The sequence below is a fragment of the Pseudomonas parafulva genome, assembly GCF_002021815.1.
Lineage (GTDB): Bacteria > Pseudomonadota > Gammaproteobacteria > Pseudomonadales > Pseudomonadaceae > Aquipseudomonas > Aquipseudomonas parafulva_B.
Genome location: NZ_CP019952.1, coordinates 3,538,503 through 3,554,274 on the forward strand (window position 1 = coordinate 3,538,503; position 15,772 = coordinate 3,554,274).

Genomic DNA, 15,772 nt, shown 5'->3' on the forward strand with positions numbered 1-15,772 from the left:
AGTCGGGAAGAAATCAAAGTAGACCCAGCTGTTTGACCTCCGGCGCTCGCGGCAATTCCGGCAGTGCGGCCAGCCCAGGCAGGCGCTGCATGAGCCGCTGGTGGAAACGCTGAGCCAACGCGGCCGCCAGGCGGTTGTCAGCCGTATGCAAGAAGATGTACGGGCTGCGCCCCTCCTCGATCCATGCGGCCAGCTTGTCCACCCAAGGGGTCAGGAAGGGTTCGTTGTATTCAAGCGCCGGATGGCCGATGAAGCGCACCTGCGGATGCTGAGTGAAAGCAGCTGGTCGTGGTGGAACATTGGGTTTCTTGGACTGGGCGTGCACGATGGCAGGGTCCGTGGAAGTGCAGCTGAACAACGCTCTCGGGTCGAGACATACCCGCTCGACGCCCAACTTGGCCAGCAGCCGGTTGAGCGCGCGTTCTTCCTCACCTTTGGCGAAGAACGCCGGGTGACGCACTTCCACCGCCACGCTCACGCCCACCTGCTCCAGAAACTGGCTCAGCTCTTCCAGTCGCCCCGGCCCATACAAAGCGGGCAACTGCAGCCAGTAAGGAGACACGCGTGCCCCGAGCGGCGCCATCAGGCGAATGAAGTCAAAGGCAGGTTCGAGATGGTCGCGCAGGTCGCCACCGTGGCTGATGTCGCGGGGGAACTTGGCCGTGAAGCGAAAATGCGCCGGCATCGTTGCCGCCCACCGGGCCACCGTGGCAGGTGATGGCCTGGCATAGAACGTTGTGTTGCCTTCGACGGCATTGAATACCTGGCTGTACAGCCCAAGCATCTGCGCGGCGCTGGCGTCAGCAGGGTACAGGTACTCTCGCCAGGCGTTTTCGCTCCACGACGGGCAACCAATGAAATAGGGGATGGACGGCAGGCTCATCCGTCAAATGTACAGGTCGAGCCCCAGTACTTCCATGTCCCAGTCAGTAAAGCCTGCTGTGCTCAGGTAACTGGCAAGGGCCGAGGCGGTGCGCCGGTCACGGGCGCGGGGGAACACCATGTCTTGCTGACGGGCTGGCAGCGTGCTGGCACGGCGACGAGCAGCAGGCTCCTGAGGTGCCATGGCAGCCTCTTCTACCAGTTCGACATCATCGGCCACGTCATCATGCACGGCCGCCTTGCGCGGCGTACGCTTGATCGGAAAGGACTGTGATGAGAAACCGTCGACACGCATGGCATGAGCACCCGGGACCAATGATGGCAATTTAGCAGCATTGATGGCCCGCCGCTAACGCTCGATTGAGAACTTGACCACAGTTTGTGCAAAAGGTTGTAGCACTATCGAGAGCGCCCGACGAACAGCCTCACTGTTTTTTGGGCGTGGCCACGTTGTCACGCAGGTAGATCGGCTGGGCCTGCTCGGCTGCGATGGCCTCACCCCGATCCCAGGCAAAGCGGGCCAGGCTCAGTACATCAAGGGCGCTGGGCAAGGCAGAGGGGTCGCTTGCGCCAACAGTGACCGCCAGGCGCTCGGCATAGCCCCAGCCCGTGCCTGCCCCAAACCAAAGTCCTTGTGCCCCGGCTGGCAACGCCACGCGTTCAGGTGGCAGTACCGCTTCATCGCCTTGCAGGCGCATTTCCCCCGCTACGGCCTGATAGCAGCCCCAGTACACCTCGTCCATACGCGCGTCGATGGCGGCGGCCACTTGCTGGGCACCCTGTTGACGCAATGCGCCCTGGGCCAGCGCGGCGAGGTTGGACACCGGCAATACGGGCCGCTCCAGGGCGAAAGCCAGCCCTTGTACCACGCCGATGGCAATGCGCACGCCAGTGAACGCACCCGGGCCACGGCCGAACGCAATGGCATCGACCGTGCCCAGGGCGACGCCGGATTCGGCCAGCAGCTGCTTGATCATCGGCAGCAACTTCTGGGCATGCATGCGCGGGATCACCTCGTAGTGGCTGGTTACCTCGCCGTTATGCAGCAGTGCAACGGAACAGGCTTCGGTAGCGGTATCCAGGGCCAACAAGGTGGTCATCGAACAGGTATCCAGGTGTGAGTGGAAAAAAGCGGGAGTATAGAGCAGCGGCGCCTTCGTGTCCCAAACCCCCTCCGTGTGGGCCGCCAGGGATACCACAGCATCGCACGAGGCCAAAAACGACGACGGCCCGCAAGCGGGCCGTCGTTCAATGACAACGTGCCGATCAGCTCAGCGCGGCCAGCACCTTGGCAGTAATCGCCTCCACCGAGCCCACACCTTCGATGTGGCTGTACTTGGGCTTGCCACCGTTGGCAGCCGACAGCTTCTGGTAGAAGTCCACCAGTGGCTTGGTCTGGCTGTGGTAGACCGACAGGCGATGGCGAACGGTTTCTTCCTTGTCGTCATCGCGCTGGATCAGGTCTTCGCCGGTGGCATCGTCCTTGCCATCGACCTTCGGCGGGTTGTACTGGATATGGTAGGTACGGCCCGAGGCCAGGTGCACACGGCGGCCTGCCATGCGGCCAACGATTTCTTCGTCGTCCACGGCGATCTCGACCACGGCATCGATATCCACGCCTGCAGCGACCATGGCCTCTGCCTGCGGGATGGTGCGCGGGAACCCGTCGAACAGGCAACCGTTGGCGCAATCAGGCTGGGCGATGCGCTCTTTGACCAAGCTGATGATCAACTCGTCGGAGACCAGCTGGCCGGCATCCATGACTTTTTTCAGCTCAAGGCCCAGGGGCGTGCCGGCCTTGACCGCAGCACGCAGCATGTCACCAGTGGAGATCTGTGGAATACCGAACTTTTCGGTGATGAACTTTGCCTGAGTACCTTTACCGGCCCCGGGAGCTCCCAGCAGAATTACGCGCATCTTGTGCTCCTCAAATTTTTGTATGCAATTCAATGGATTCGGCAACCAGGGCCAAGTCCGGAAATTCGGTATGACCATGAATCGGTCAGAAGGCTGCTCAAGATACACAGCGCCTGCCAGCCCGACAAGCGTCCCAAAGTTGCATGAATGCACCACTTCAGGTCGAGCGGGCAAGTGGTTGCGCCCAGCGCAACCCCCGTATCGTAGCTGTTCGGTGCCCCCCTGCGCCGTTCTGGAGCAGACCTGCCCCCTCCCCTCAACCGGTGTTGCGCAGCCCTGCGGCAATACCGGCGATGGTCACCAGCAATGCCTGCTCCAGCGGGCTGTCCAGAGCGGCCTGGCGGTTACGCGAACGGGCCAGCAGTTCTGCCTGTAGCCGATGCAGCGGGTCCAGGTACGTGTTGCGCAGGCGGATGAATTCCAGCGTTTCAGGGCTATGCGCCAGTAGCACCTGCTGCCCAGTCAGGTTCAGCACCACCTGGCACGACTGCGACAATAGGTCGCGCAGTTGCGCACCTAAAGGCAGCAGGTGCGGTTGCACCAGACGTTGGTCGTAGGCCTCTGCAATTTGTGCATCGGCTTTGGCCAGGACCATCTCCAGCATGTCGATGCGCGTGCGGAAAAACGGCCACTGCTCGCGCATCTGCGCAAGCAACGGGCCCTGCCCGGCGGCCAGCGCATTGTTCAGTGCCGTTTCCCAACCCAGCCAGGCTGGCAGCATCAGTCGGGTCTGGGTCCAGCCGAAGATCCAGGGGATGGCGCGCAGGCTTTCGATACCGCCGGCACGTCGCTTGGCCGGGCGACTGCCCAACGGCAGGCGCCCCAACTCCTGCTCGGGGGTCGACTGGCGGAAGTACTCGACGAAATCCGGGTGCTCACGCACCACGTCGCGGTAAGCCTTGACCCCATCGGCAGCCATCTGGTCCATGAGGTCGCGCCACGCCGGCTGCGGGGGCGGCGGTGGCAGCAGCGTGGCTTCGAGCACGGCGGCCAGGTAGAGGTTGAGGTTCTGCTCGGCTATGCCGGGCAAGCCGAATTTGAAGCGGATCATCTCCCCTTGTTCGGTGGTGCGGAATCGCCCCGCCACCGAACCCGGAGGTTGCGACAAAATGGCGGCGTGAGCCGGGCCGCCGCCGCGCCCCACCGTACCGCCCCGGCCATGGAACAATAGCAACTCGACCTGGTGCTCGGCGCAAATGCGCACCAGGCTTTCCTGCGCGCGGTATTGGGCCCAGGCAGCGGCCGTGGTGCCCGCATCCTTGGCCGAGTCGGAGTAGCCGATCATAACCTCCTGAGGGCCGTGCAGCCCGGCGCGATAACTGGGCAGCGCCAACAGCCGCTGCATCACAGGGCCCGCGTTATCCAGGTCGGCCAGGGTTTCGAACAGCGGCACCACCCGCATCGGGCGGGCCAGGCCGGTCTCCTTGAGCAGCAATTGCACCGCCAGCACGTCCGACGCGGCACCTGCCATTGAAATCACATACGAGCCCAGCGAGGCGCCTGGCGCAGCGGCGATTTCCCGGCAGGTGGCCAGAACCTCGGCCGTCTCGTCCTGAGGCTCGAAGTGGACTGGCAGCAGTGGCCTGCGGTTGGCCAGCTCCTGTTGCAGGAAGCCGATACGCTGTTCCTCATCCCAGTCGGCATACCGGCCCATGCCCAGGTACTCGGTGATTTCGCTCAACGCATCACGGTGGCGCGCGGCATCCTGGCGCACGTCCAGCCTGACCAGGAACAGGCCGAAGGTCACGGCCCGGCGCAGGCAGTCCAGCAGCGGGCCATCGGCAATGATGCCCATGCCGCAGTCATGCAGCGACTGGTGACACAACTGCAACGGTGCAACCAGCTCGCGGTTGTCCACCAGCACGTCAGGCCCAGGCGGTACGCTGGCAGACAGAGCCGAATGCGCCCAACTGCGTGTTGCCCGCAAGCGGTCGCGCAGTTGCTTGAGCAGCGCACGGTAAGGCTCCGGACTGTCGCCCACGTGCTCGCGCAAGGCAGCACTGGCCTGTTGCATGGAAAGTTCTGCCGCCAGTGCATCGATGTCGCGCAGGAACAGGTCCGCTGCCATCCAGCGCGCCAGCAGCAGGACTTCTCGGGTGACCTTGGCGGTAACATTGGGATTGCCGTCCCGGTCACCGCCCATCCACGAAGCGAAGCGGATGGGGGCTGCCGTCAGTGGCAGACGCTGGCCGGTCGCCTCGTGCAAGGCATGATCGACTTTGCGCAGGTGGTTGGGGATGGCCTGCCACAACGAGTGCTCGATCACGGCGAAGCCCCACTTGGCCTCATCCACGGGCGTTGGGCGCGTACGGCGTATCTCTTCGGTATGCCAGGCCTCGGCAATCAGACGGCGCAAGCGCTCGCGGATTTGCGCGGTTTCGGCAGGCGTCAGGTCGCGATGATCCTGGGCGGCCAGCTGGGCGGCGATGGCGTCGTACTTCTGGATCAGGGTACGTCGCGAGACTTCGGTAGGGTGCGCGGTGAGCACCAGCTGGATATCCAGGTCACCCAGCTGCTGCGCCAGGGCCTGATCGTCATGGCCGGCCTGCTTGAGGCGGGCCAGCAGCTCAGGCAGCACGCGCGCCTCGAAAGGCTCGGGCTGATCGGCATCGCGACGCCGTATCAGCTGGTATTGCTCGGCCATGTTGGCCAGGTTGAGGAACTGGTTGAACGCCCTGGCCACCGGCAACAGTTCATCATCATCCAGGTCACCCAGGGTCGAGCTAAGTTCTTCGCCTGCGCTGCGTCGATCAGCTTTCGCACTGTGGCGAATGTCCTCGATCTTCTGCAAAAAATCATCGCCATATTGGTGACGAACAGTCTCGCCCAGCAACTCTCCCAGCACATGGACATCTTCACGCAAACGCACATCGATATCGGTCATTGGCCCTCTCCGTGGCGCAACTCGAGCGCCTGGCATGCCTTGTTAGGCTCATCGCGCCGCCTGTGAGGCCGCGACCTTTTGCCAGAGTGCCAAGAGCAAGGCGGCGATGGCAAGCCATGCGCAGCCAAAGCAAACTAATGTTGATGGTCACCACTCTCATGCCTTGCATGCCCTAGCAGGCGCTAACAGAGGTCATCATGAAAATTCGTGAACTCGCCCAGCACTGGGAACAGAACGCGGCCGGCACCCTCAGCCGTACCGAACATGTGTTGCACCTTGATCTGGAGTCCGAAGCGCGCCTTGCGGCGCTCATCGACATGTACCCCAAGCGTACCGCCGAAGCGCTGCTGGGCGAATTAGTCGGTGCGGCGCTGGAGGAGCTGGAGGCAAGCTTCCCCTACGTGCAGGGGCATCAGGTCATCGCCACCGATGAGGAAGGCGATCCCCTGTACGAGGACGTAGGGCCCACACCTCGTTTTCTCGCCCTTTCACGTCAGCATCTGCATGCCCTGACTGAAGCTGAGAACGATGAGAAATGATCTTCGCATGGCCACGATTTCGGGTGCCGATCAGGACCAAAACCGCTTGGGCAGGCAAAAGTTCCGCTGGATTGCAGCTGACCGATTAGTCAGAAAGAGTTACTCGTAATCTGGACTTTTTACTGAACTATTCGAAAATTCTTCCAGTCGGAGCCAATAGCCATCACGCTAAAACCCTGCACACCGGTACTTGTGCGCCATCGAGCTCAAGCGCATGAAAACGGTCCGGGGGATGAGCGATGGACTGCTACGGACATCGTCATTATCAGGAGTGATCTAATGGAGCTGACCACCATGAAAACCCGCACTGTCAAACCTTCATCCACTTACGTGCGCGGGTTCAAGCTGGCCGCGCTGGCCCTGGGCAGTAGCCTGGTCCTGGCTGGCTGTGCAGGCAACCCGCCTACCGAACAGTACGCTGTGACCCAGTCCGCCGTGAACTCTGCCGTCAGCGCAGGCGGCACCGAGTACGCTGCTGTCGAAATGAAAGCCGCTCAGGACAAGTTCAAGCAGGCCGAAATCGCCATGCATGACAAGAAGTACGACGAAGCCAAGCGTCTGGCCGAACAGGCTGAATGGGACGCGCGTCTCGCCGAACGTAAGGCCCAGGCGGCCAAGGCCCAGAAGGCCGTACAGGACGCCCGTCAAGGCGCCCAGGACGTACGTGAGGAAGGCCTGCGCAGCGCTCAGTGAGCCCTGCCCTGTCTCCCTTAGCCTTCGCACTCGATCAAAGGATGAACACTATGCGCAAACACGTCATGATTCCCGCCCTCCTGGCCCTGAGCGTCGGTCTCGCTGCCTGCTCGCACGACCCGAACGCCAACCTGGAAGCGGCTCGTACCAACTTCTCCTCCCTGCAGAGCGATCCGCAGGCCAGCAAAGTGGCTGCCCTTGAAACCAAGGACGCCCAGGACTGGCTGAACAAGGCCGACAAGGCCTACATGGACCGTGAAGACGAGCAGAAGGTCGACCAACTGGCCTACCTGACCAACCAGCGCGTTGAAGTGGCCAAGCAGACCATCGCCCTGCGCACTGCCGAAGGCGACCTGAAAAACGCCGCCGCGCTGCGCGCGCAGGCCAAGCTGGACGCCCGTGACGCCCAGATCGCCAAGCTGCAGCAGAGCCTGAACGCCAAGCAGACCGACCGCGGCACCCTGGTGACCTTCGGCGACGTGCTGTTCGACTTCAACAAGGCTGAGCTCAAGAGCAACGCTTACCCGAACATCACCAAGCTGGCTCAGTTCCTTCAGGAAAACCCTGAGCGCAAGGTGATCGTCGAGGGTTACACCGACAGCGTCGGCTCGGCCAGCTACAACCAGTCCCTGTCCGAGCGTCGCGCCGGCAGCGTGCGCATGGCACTGGTCCGCGCCGGTGTAGACCCAGCTCGCATCGTTGCCCAAGGCTACGGCAAGGAGTATCCGGTAGCGGATAACTCCAGCAACTCGGGCCGCGCCCAAAACCGTCGCGTGGAAGTCACCATCTCCAACGACAACCAGCCTGTTGCACCGCGTTCTTCGATGAAGTAACGCCGCACGGCAGGACGAAGAACCCCGCGCTGGAGCGTCCCTCCAGCGCGGGGTTCTTTTTTGCTGCTACCGGTTAGCCACGAAGACCTATCGCACCTGCTGCGGCGTATCTGCGCCCACACAGCGCACGGCGCGCTTACGACTGTCGACCAGCACTCCACTGAGGCCTTTTTGCTGGGTGTCGAACAGGACCAGCACACCCTCGGCGCATTGGGCCACCTGCGCTGCCGGCTCCAATGACACCTTGTAGTCTTCGCCCGGTACCGTTTTGAGCATGGTGAAGTCTTGGAGCAACAAGGCATCCTCAGGCTTGGCGAAGTGCAGGTAACCGTAGTACCACAGGGCTCCCACCGTCACGATGATGCTGCCGACTCCCGTCAGGATCAGCGGTATGGCGTTGCGTTCTTCGCTCATTGCGGGCTCTTCTCGTCATAGGCATTGGGCACTTCGGCAAGCCGCCGCAGGCCGGTGAAATGGCTGGGATCATCCAGAAAACGCAGCATCACTTCGCGCCAGGTGGGGTCGGCGAACGTCTGCACGTGCCCACCTCGGGTCAACTGCAGCACTCGAGGCGGCGGCGCCTGCTGATACAGGCGGATGACATTGTTCATCGGCACCAGGTCGTCATCGATGCTGTGGAAAAAGAGCTTGGGCGGGCTGGTCAGCTGCCCGACGGACTCGACGGCGCTATCGGCATCGGGCACCAGCCAGGACAAGGGCACCTGAAGTGGCCAGGTCATCCACGATGTACTCAAGGCGTACTGGCCCACCGCTCGGTAGCTGGCAGGAACGCCGTCGAACACCAGAGCGCTGAAGCGTTCGCGCTGCTCGGGATGGGCCGCCAGGTAGTGGATGGCCATGGCACCGCCCAGACTCTGCCCCAGCAACACCAGAGGCTTGCCCTTGACCTGCGGGGACTGATCGAGCCAGGCCATGGCGGCAGCGATATCCTGATAGACCTCAGGTAGCCGCGGCTTGCCCTCGGACAGTCCGTAGCCTCGGTAGTCGATCATCAGCACCTGGTAACCTTGCTCCGGCAACCAGTAGCTGCCGCCCAGGTGACCGGGCAGATTGCCCCCATTGCCGTGCAGGTGCAGCACCGTGCCCTTGACCGCCACACCTTGCTTGGCCGGCAGCCACCAAGCGTGCAGGCGCACACCGTCGGCGGCAACCAGGGTGACATCGCTGTAGGCGAGCCTGGCCCGCTCAGGCGTGAACGCCTGGCCTCGCTCGGGGTAGAACAGCAAGCCGCTGCACCCGCCCAGCAGCACCAGCAGCATGCCTGCCGTCAGCAGGCGCAGCCCGTTAAAGGATGTTCGCGTAGTCGGTTTCAATACGGTCCAGGCTCAGGTGGTTGAGGAAGTTGGAAAAGCACATCCAGGCCGACAAGGCGTTCAGGTCGCGGAATTGCTCAGGCAGGTACTTGGGCGGCTCCACCAGGCCCTCCTCGACGAGCTGGCGCAGGGTGCGCATGTCTTCGAGGGTGGTCTTGCCGCAGAACAGCAGCGGTATTTGCTCCAGCTTGCCCTTCTTCACGGCCAACTGAATGTAGTTGTAAACCATGATGAAGCCCTTGAGGTAGGACAAGTCCTTGGTAAATGGCAAGCCATTGGGCACCGACCCACGGAATACCCGGCTGGCGTTGCTGTAGCTCTGCCCCATGTCGAAGCCCTGCTCTCGGAAGAACTGGTACACCTGCATGAAGTCTGCACCGTCCTCGACCATGTGTATGGCGCGGGTCCGGTTGGTCAGTTTGCGCAGGCGGCTGGGGTAGGAGGCGAAAGCGATGACTTCCATCAGGATGGCCAGGCCTTCCTGGGTCACCGTCGAGGAAGGCGGGCCCTTGGCCAGGAACGTACAGATGGGCTGGTTCAGGCCGTTGAGTGTGGTGCCCACATGCACCAGCCCCTCGTGGACTTCCAAGGCCCGTACATCACGCGCGTTGAACATGGCATCGGCACGCACCTTGATGTAGTCGGCACCGGCGGCGGCATCGGCCACGATGCCGTCGGACTCGAACACGCGGATGGTCCCTTCGGCTTCGCCGAACACCTTGTTCAACCGGCACTGGAGAATATCCACCGCTTGCTTGGCCGTCAGGTTCTTCGGCTCGTCCTTGAGGTCGCCGCGCCCATCGATGTTGTTCAGGTAGTCCGACAGCATCAGGCCAAGGTCGGCCAGGGTCGGGTCACCGGCATGGAAAACGTCGGAGGCAGCGCCGTACAGCTCCTGGGAAATCAGACCGAAATCTTCCGTGCCCCTGGCCTCGAGCATGCGCACTACCATGCGGTACTCGCGGCACATGCGTTTCATGATCTGCCCCACGGGGCTGAACTGGCCAAGCTGGCGGATGATGTCACGCTCGATGGCCTGGAACTCCGCTTTCACTGCGCTGGAGTCGAACCCCAGTGAGCGCGCCTGATAATAGGCGCGGTCCACGGCAGGCGGCACCTTGCCCTTGCCCTCGACGAAGCCGCGGCGGATGCCATCGTCCCACTTGACTGCATCGAGCACGCGAATCGGCGTTTGCGCGGCCACGATACGGTCGGACAGGGCGCGAATGGTTTGCTGGTACTCGTCCACAAAGAAATCCTTATCGGCCGTCAGGCCAAGCCATGTCCGCTCGTGTCGGGCCACTCAGGTGTCGAGCAGCCTGGGTGGGCGCGCGCCGTTGACGCACCCGCGAATCACCCGAGACCTGCCCTGTCACTTGCCAGCGCGTTTGAAACGCACCGCCTCCACGAACAGGTCCGAATTCGCGGGGTCGTTGAGGTAGGCCAGGACTCGCTCTGGCGGGCTGTCCACCAGCACACCCTCGCCGTTGTCCTGCGCCACTTCGGTGCTGTGCCCGCTCAATTCCTTGCTGCCCAAGGCCTGCTGCACTTGCTGCACATCGAGGTTATAGACCACCAGCTCCTTGCCATCGACGATATCGAAACCACCGATCACGTAGTTGCCCCCAAATTCGCCCGGCACCCGCGCCGACAGGTACCAGCGATTACCCTGCTGGGCCACGTTGAACACATAGGTCTGCGCAGATTTGCCCTTGGGTGTAGCTACCGCCTTGTAGGCCCCTGCGTCGGCACGCGTGATGACCAGCTTCAGCGGCTCGCCCCAGGCGTCCTTGGTGATCCAGCTGCCCACAAGCCCCCTGGGTGTCGAGGACTTGCCTGGCAGCGGTTCGGAAAACGTCACCAGACAACCGCCCAGCATCAGGAATGACAGCGTCAACAGCACCACACGCCAGGCTTTCATCAGGTTTTCTTCCTCGAAAAGGTCGGGCTCAATCCGACGCCAGCACCAACTGCAGGTATCGGGTAAGCATTGCCAGCATCGGCCCATCGGCCTGCGCCTCGGCGTGCTTGAGCAGGCCCTGATATTCCATCTGCTCGATAATCGCCGTCAACATCTGTGCATCCTGTTCCGGCTGCCGCGAGCCAACGACTTGCAGCAGCTGGCGCGTACCGTGCAGCAGAATCTGCTCGTGGGCACACACCAGCTCGGCCAGGCGCGGGCACAACAGCGCTTCCTGGCGAAACGCCTGCTCGGCCATCATGAAATCGCGGCGGGTGAGCAGTTGGCGCTGCACATAATCGGCCATCATGCGCGCCACTTCATCGGCCAGTTTTGCCCGTGCCTGGGGACTGCCGTCGCCCTGGGCCAGCAGTTGGCGCAGCACCGCTTCGGTGTTGAGCCAGAGCTTGGCCATGTAGGCGGCGCTGCGCTCGACGTACTGGGCGAACGTGTCGGTGAGCAGGTCCTCGATATCCTTGAAGTAGTAGGTGGTGGCCGACAGCGGTACCCCTGCCTCTGCGGCGACGGCACGGTGTCGCACGCCCCGAACGCCATCGCGCACCACGATGCGCATGGCGGCGTCCAGAATCAGTTGGCGGCGCTGTTCGCTGCCTTGCCGGGCCGTCTTGCGACCCTGGTAACGCACGCTTTCGGCAACGGCGGTGGCGATGCCGGCAGCCCCTTGTTGAGCCATGGCGGTTGTCATGGAGTACCTCATGTACGGTGTCTGGTCGGAGCATGCCCGTTCGCGTCCGATCTGGCCCCAGGCATTGGAATCGTAGATTCACTTGGCAAGGGATTGAATCGCGAGCGGGCCGGTGATGACAACATAAAGCTTCGGGCAAGAAAAAGCCGCCTGAAAAGGCGGCTTTTTCGACTTCACTCAGGCCTGCGGACGCATATGCGGGAACAGGATCACATCGCGGATCGATGGCGAGTTGGTCAGCAGCATCACCAGGCGGTCGATGCCGATGCCCTCGCCCGCCGTTGGCGGCATGCCATATTCCAGCGCGCGCACGAAGTCGGCGTCGTAGTGCATGGCCTCGTCGTCACCGGCATCCTTCTCGGCCACCTGGGCCAGGAAGCGATCGGCCTGGTCTTCGGCATCGTTGAGCTCGGAGTAGGCGTTGGCAATTTCGCGCCCGCCGATGAACAGTTCGAAACGGTCGGTCACCGCAGGGTTCTCGTCGTTGCGACGGGCCAGCGGCGAAACCTCGAACGGGTACTCGGTAATGAAGTGCGGCTGCTCCAGCTTGTGCTCGACCAGCTCTTCGAAAATCATCACCTGCAGCTTGCCCAGGCCTTCATGGCCCAGCACCTTGGCCCCTGCCTTGCGGGCGATGTCGCGGGCGCGGTCGACATCCTGCAGGTCGGCAGCGGTCAGCTCGGGGTTGTACTTGAGGATCGAGTCGAACACCGACAGGCGCACGAACGGCTCGCCGAAGTGGAAGACCTTGTCGCCGTACGGCACATCGGTAGAGCCCAGCACCAGCTGCGCCAGCTCGCGGAACAGTTCCTCGGTGAGGTCCATGTTGTCGCGGTAGTCGGCGTAGGCCTGGTAGAACTCAAGCATGGTGAACTCAGGGTTGTGGCGCGTCGAAACCCCTTCGTTGCGGAAGTTGCGGTTGATTTCGAAGACCTTCTCGAAGCCACCGACGACCAGACGCTTGAGGTACAGCTCAGGCGCGATACGCAGGAACATGGCCATGTCCAGGGCGTTGTGGTGGGTTTCGAACGGCTTGGCCGCTGCGCCGCCCGGGATGGTCTGCAACATCGGCGTCTCGACTTCGAGGAAGTCGCGTTCGATGAGGAACTTGCGAATGTGCGAGATGACCTGCGAGCGCACGCGGAAGGTGTGGCGTGTTTCTTCGTTGACCATCAGGTCGACGTAGCGCTGGCGGTAGCGCTGCTCGGTGTCGGTCAGGCCGTGGTGCTTGTCGGGCAGCGGGCGCAGCGACTTGGTCAGCAGGCGCACCTGGGTCATCTCGACGTACAGGTCACCCTTGCCCGAGCGGGCCAGGGTGCCCTCGGCGCTGATGATGTCGCCCAGGTCCCAGGTCTTGACCGCAGCCAGGGTTTCTTCGGGCAGGGTCTTGCGGTTGACATAGACCTGGATACGGCCGGTCATGTCCTGGATGACCATGAACGAGCCACGGTTGAGCATGATACGGCCCGCTACCTTGACCGGGATCGCGGCTGCTTCCAGCTCTTCCTTGGTCTTGTCCGCGTACTGTTTCTGCAGGTCGTTGCAGTAGCTGTCGCGACGGAAGTCGTTGGGGAAGGCATTGCCCTTGGCGCGTTCTGCGGCAAGCTTTTCCTTGCGCAGGGCGATCAGGGCGTTCTCTTCCTGTTGCAGGTCTTGCGATTCGGTCTTCAGGTCGCTCATGTCGTCTTTGTTTCCATCAGGTATTCGTTGCCCTTGGCGGGCAGGGCGCGCGCTACCGGCAAGGGGCCGGTGGCGCGGCGATAGGGTGTGGCTTACAGCCCCTGCTTGAGGCTCGCTTCCAGGTACTGGTCAAGGTCACCGTCCAGCACTTTCTGGCAGTCGCTGCGTTCGACGCCGGTACGCAGGTCCTTGATGCGCGAGTCGTCCAGCACGTAGGAGCGGATCTGGTGGCCCCAGCCAATGTCCGACTTGCTGTCTTCCAGCGCCTGCGAGGCCGCATTGCGTTTCTGCATCTCCAGCTCGTACAACTTGGCCCGCAGCATTTTCATGGCGGTGTCCTTGTTGGCATGCTGGGAGCGTTCGTTCTGGCACGCCACCACGGTGTTGGTCGGCACGTGGGTGATACGCACTGCCGAGTCGGTGGTGTTGACGTGCTGGCCACCGGCGCCCGAGGAGCGGTAGGTATCGATGCGCAAGTCCGATGGGTTGATCTCGATTTCGACCTTGTCGTCGATTTCGGGCGAGACGAACACGGCCGAGAACGAGGTGTGGCGGCGGGCACCAGAGTCGAACGGGCTCTTGCGCACCAGGCGGTGCACGCCGATCTCGGTGCGCAGCCAGCCGAAGGCGTACTCGCCCTTGATGTGCACGGTGGCGCCCTTGATGCCAGCCACCTCGCCCTCGGAGAGTTCGATGATGGTAGCGTCGAAGCCACGCTTGTCGGCCCAGCGCAGGTACATGCGCAACAGGATGTTGGCCCAGTCCTGCGCCTCGGTCCCGCCGGAGCCGGCCTGGATGTCGAGGTAGGCGTTGTTCATGTCCATCTCGCCGCTGAACATGCGACGGAACTCGAGCTGGGCCAGGTGTTCTTCCAGGCCTTGCAGTTCGGTCACGACGTCGCCGACAGCGCCTTCGTCGCCCTCTTCGACGGCCATGTCCAGCAGGTCCTTGCAGTCAGCCAACCCGTTGGACAGTTTGTCCAGGGTCTCGACGACCTGCGCCAGCATGGACCGCTCACGGCCCAGGGCCTGGGCGTACTCAGGCTTGTTCCAGACGTTGGGGTCTTCCAGCTCGCGATTGACTTCGATCAGGCGGTCATGCTTGAGATCGTAGTCAAAGATACCCCCGAATGGACTGGGAGCGGTCGGAGAGGTCCTTGATGGTGTTCAGGATCGGTTGGATTTCCATGGGCAGGCTACTCGTGCGAATTCGGTGAAAAGCCTGCGAGTATAACCGAGTCGGCCGCGTGGCGGCAGACCCGCCTGACAGTCGTCGACGACCAGACGCCGGGTGCAGCCAGCCGAGAAAGGTGCACCCCTGCCCCGGCTTGCTAGGCGACACCCACTTGGTTGCGGCCACCGTTCTTGGCCTGGTACAGCCCCTTGTCCGCCGCCGAGATCAATTGCCGGCAGTGGCTGCCGATGGGCGGAACCTGCGTGGCCAAGCCCACGCTGACGGTCAGGTGCGACCCGGCAGACGGTGCCATGTGCTCGATCGCCAGGCCCAGCACGCTCTGGCGCAGTTTCTCGGCGACCAGCCTGGCGCCACCTGGGGAGGTGTTGGGCAACACCAGGGCAAACTCCTCGCCGCCATAGCGGGCCGGAAGGTCGCTGGGCCGCGAGCACGACCCACGGATGGCCTCTGCCACGCGCCGCAGCGCTTCGTCTCCGGCCAGGTGGCCAAAGGTATCGTTGTAGGCCTTGAAATAATCGACGTCGATCATCAACAACGACAACTGTTGCTGCTCGCGCATCGCCCGTCGCCACTCAAGCTCCAGGTACTCATCGAAATGGCGTCGATTGGACAGCCCCGTCAAGCCATCGGAGTTCATCAGCCGTTGCAGCATCAGGTTCGAATCGAGCAACTGCTGCTGGCTGACACGCAGGGCGCGGTAAGCCTCGTCGCGCTGCAGCAAGGTGAGGTAGGAGCGCGAGTGATAGCGAATGCGCGCCACCAGCTCGATGGTATCGGGCAGTTTGACCAGGTAATCGTTGGCCCCGGCCGCGAACGCGGCGCGCTTGACCAGCGGGTCTTCCTTGGTCGACAGCACGATGATCGGGATGTCCTGGGTGGCCGGGTTGCTGCGGTACTCACGCACCAGCGTCAGGCCATCGAGCCCAGGCATGATCAGGTCCTGCAGAATTACCGTGGGCTTGATGCGCATGGCCTGCTGCACCGCTTGGTGCGGGTCGGCGCAAAAATGAAAATCGATGTTGTCTTCATCGGCCAGGCCCCGCCGCACGGCTTCGCCGATCATGGCCTGATCGTCTACCAGCAGCACCATCGCCGAGTTTTCATCGGCGGCGGCGAACCCTTCGATGGGGAGCTCATTCATGGCTGGTCA

The 15,772-nt window shown here is 62.7% G+C and carries 16 protein-coding genes; 3 read left to right on the plus strand and 13 right to left on the minus strand.

What is annotated here, in order from left to right:
* Window positions 1–13 precede the first annotated feature (13 nt).
* The 5 genes from B2J77_RS15895 to ppc all read right to left on the minus strand — a co-directional run bounded on the left by B2J77_RS15895 (window position 14) and on the right by ppc (window position 5,683).
* Window positions 14–883 carry a DUF72 domain-containing protein gene (locus B2J77_RS15895; protein ID WP_058639541.1) on the minus strand — a complete coding sequence of 290 codons (870 nt, stop codon included), beginning with the start codon at window positions 881–883 and terminating at the stop codon, window positions 14–16.
* Window positions 884–886: 3 nt separating this feature from the next.
* On the minus strand, window positions 887–1,177 hold the full coding sequence (locus B2J77_RS15900) for a hypothetical protein (protein ID WP_058639542.1): 291 nt from the start codon (window positions 1,175–1,177) through the stop codon (window positions 887–889).
* Between the two features lie 130 nt (window positions 1,178–1,307).
* Window positions 1,308–1,982, minus strand: a complete 675-nt coding sequence (gene tsaB / locus B2J77_RS15905; protein ID WP_058639543.1) for a tRNA (adenosine(37)-N6)-threonylcarbamoyltransferase complex dimerization subunit type 1 TsaB — start codon at window positions 1,980–1,982, stop codon at window positions 1,308–1,310.
* Between the two features lie 166 nt (window positions 1,983–2,148).
* Window positions 2,149–2,799 carry an adenylate kinase gene (gene adk / locus B2J77_RS15910; RefSeq protein WP_078478997.1) on the minus strand — a complete coding sequence of 217 codons (651 nt, stop codon included), beginning with the start codon at window positions 2,797–2,799 and terminating at the stop codon, window positions 2,149–2,151.
* Between the two features lie 256 nt (window positions 2,800–3,055).
* Window positions 3,056–5,683 (minus strand): phosphoenolpyruvate carboxylase, encoded by a 2,628-nt coding sequence (gene ppc, locus B2J77_RS15915; protein WP_078478998.1) that lies wholly within the window; start codon window positions 5,681–5,683, stop codon window positions 3,056–3,058.
* A 197-nt stretch (window positions 5,684–5,880) separates the two neighbouring features.
* Here ppc and B2J77_RS15920 point away from each other — a divergent pair, with 197 nt between their 5' ends.
* From B2J77_RS15920 to B2J77_RS15930, 3 genes are all read left to right on the plus strand, one after another.
* Window positions 5,881–6,222 carry a hypothetical protein gene (locus tag B2J77_RS15920; RefSeq protein ID WP_058639545.1) on the plus strand — a complete coding sequence of 114 codons (342 nt, stop codon included), beginning with the start codon at window positions 5,881–5,883 and terminating at the stop codon, window positions 6,220–6,222.
* Between the two features lie 279 nt (window positions 6,223–6,501).
* Window positions 6,502–6,915 (plus strand): DUF4398 domain-containing protein, encoded by a 414-nt coding sequence (locus B2J77_RS15925; protein ID WP_023534068.1) that lies wholly within the window; start codon window positions 6,502–6,504, stop codon window positions 6,913–6,915.
* Between the two features lie 50 nt (window positions 6,916–6,965).
* Window positions 6,966–7,748: an OmpA family protein gene (locus B2J77_RS15930; RefSeq protein WP_058639546.1), complete on the plus strand. Its 783-nt coding sequence runs from the start codon at window positions 6,966–6,968 to the stop codon at window positions 7,746–7,748.
* Between the two features lie 87 nt (window positions 7,749–7,835).
* Here B2J77_RS15930 and B2J77_RS15935 read toward each other — a convergent pair whose 3' ends face one another.
* The 8 genes from B2J77_RS15935 to B2J77_RS15965 form a co-directional block, all read right to left on the minus strand.
* Window positions 7,836–8,162 carry a hypothetical protein gene (locus B2J77_RS15935; protein ID WP_058639547.1) on the minus strand — a complete coding sequence of 109 codons (327 nt, stop codon included), beginning with the start codon at window positions 8,160–8,162 and terminating at the stop codon, window positions 7,836–7,838.
* On the minus strand, window positions 8,159–9,082 hold the full coding sequence (locus B2J77_RS15940) for an alpha/beta hydrolase (protein ID WP_058639548.1): 924 nt from the start codon (window positions 9,080–9,082) through the stop codon (window positions 8,159–8,161). Before B2J77_RS15940 ends, B2J77_RS15935 begins: the two co-directional genes overlap by 4 nt.
* Window positions 9,054–10,331, minus strand: coding sequence for a flavohemoglobin expression-modulating QEGLA motif protein (locus B2J77_RS15945; protein ID WP_078478999.1), 1,278 nt, complete (start codon window positions 10,329–10,331; stop codon window positions 9,054–9,056). Before B2J77_RS15945 ends, B2J77_RS15940 begins: the two co-directional genes overlap by 29 nt.
* A gap of 123 nt (window positions 10,332–10,454) precedes the next feature.
* Window positions 10,455–11,003, minus strand: a complete 549-nt coding sequence (locus B2J77_RS15950; protein WP_078479000.1) for a hypothetical protein — start codon at window positions 11,001–11,003, stop codon at window positions 10,455–10,457.
* 28 nt (window positions 11,004–11,031) lie between these two features.
* Window positions 11,032–11,736, minus strand: coding sequence for a TetR/AcrR family transcriptional regulator (locus B2J77_RS15955; RefSeq protein WP_058639564.1), 705 nt, complete (start codon window positions 11,734–11,736; stop codon window positions 11,032–11,034).
* Window positions 11,737–11,925: 189 nt separating this feature from the next.
* Complete coding sequence (gene lysS, locus B2J77_RS15960) at window positions 11,926–13,428, minus strand: lysine--tRNA ligase (RefSeq protein WP_078479001.1); 1,503 nt, start codon at window positions 13,426–13,428, stop codon at window positions 11,926–11,928.
* A 92-nt stretch (window positions 13,429–13,520) separates the two neighbouring features.
* Window positions 13,521–14,616, minus strand: a protein-coding gene (gene prfB / locus B2J77_RS21395; RefSeq protein WP_100852119.1) for a peptide chain release factor 2 whose coding sequence is annotated in 2 segments (ribosomal slippage) — window positions 13,521–14,543 and window positions 14,545–14,616 — 1,095 coding nt in all. Because the reading frame shifts where the segments join, the coding sequence is not laid out codon by codon here.
* 142 nt (window positions 14,617–14,758) lie between these two features.
* Complete coding sequence (locus B2J77_RS15965) at window positions 14,759–15,763, minus strand: response regulator (RefSeq protein ID WP_058639552.1); 1,005 nt, start codon at window positions 15,761–15,763, stop codon at window positions 14,759–14,761.
* Window positions 15,764–15,772 lie beyond the last annotated feature (9 nt).

Coding starts and splice junctions, on each gene's coding strand:
- B2J77_RS15895 (WP_058639541.1), bottom strand. CDS start 883: ATGAGCCTGCCGTCCATCCCCTATTTCATTGGTTGCCCGTCGTGGAGC.
- B2J77_RS15900 (WP_058639542.1), bottom strand. CDS start 1,177: ATGCGTGTCGACGGTTTCTCATCACAGTCCTTTCCGATCAAGCGTACG.
- tsaB (WP_058639543.1), bottom strand. CDS start 1,982: ATGACCACCTTGTTGGCCCTGGATACCGCTACCGAAGCCTGTTCCGTT.
- adk (WP_078478997.1), bottom strand. CDS start 2,799: ATGCGCGTAATTCTGCTGGGAGCTCCCGGGGCCGGTAAAGGTACTCAG.
- ppc (WP_078478998.1), bottom strand. CDS start 5,683: ATGACCGATATCGATGTGCGTTTGCGTGAAGATGTCCATGTGCTGGGA.
- B2J77_RS15920 (WP_058639545.1), top strand. CDS start 5,881: ATGAAAATTCGTGAACTCGCCCAGCACTGGGAACAGAACGCGGCCGGC.
- B2J77_RS15925 (WP_023534068.1), top strand. CDS start 6,502: ATGGAGCTGACCACCATGAAAACCCGCACTGTCAAACCTTCATCCACT.
- B2J77_RS15930 (WP_058639546.1), top strand. CDS start 6,966: ATGCGCAAACACGTCATGATTCCCGCCCTCCTGGCCCTGAGCGTCGGT.
- B2J77_RS15935 (WP_058639547.1), bottom strand. CDS start 8,162: ATGAGCGAAGAACGCAACGCCATACCGCTGATCCTGACGGGAGTCGGC.
- B2J77_RS15950 (WP_078479000.1), bottom strand. CDS start 11,003: ATGAAAGCCTGGCGTGTGGTGCTGTTGACGCTGTCATTCCTGATGCTG.
- B2J77_RS15955 (WP_058639564.1), bottom strand. CDS start 11,736: ATGGCTCAACAAGGGGCTGCCGGCATCGCCACCGCCGTTGCCGAAAGC.
- lysS (WP_078479001.1), bottom strand. CDS start 13,428: ATGAGCGACCTGAAGACCGAATCGCAAGACCTGCAACAGGAAGAGAAC.
- B2J77_RS15965 (WP_058639552.1), bottom strand. CDS start 15,763: ATGAATGAGCTCCCCATCGAAGGGTTCGCCGCCGCCGATGAAAACTCG.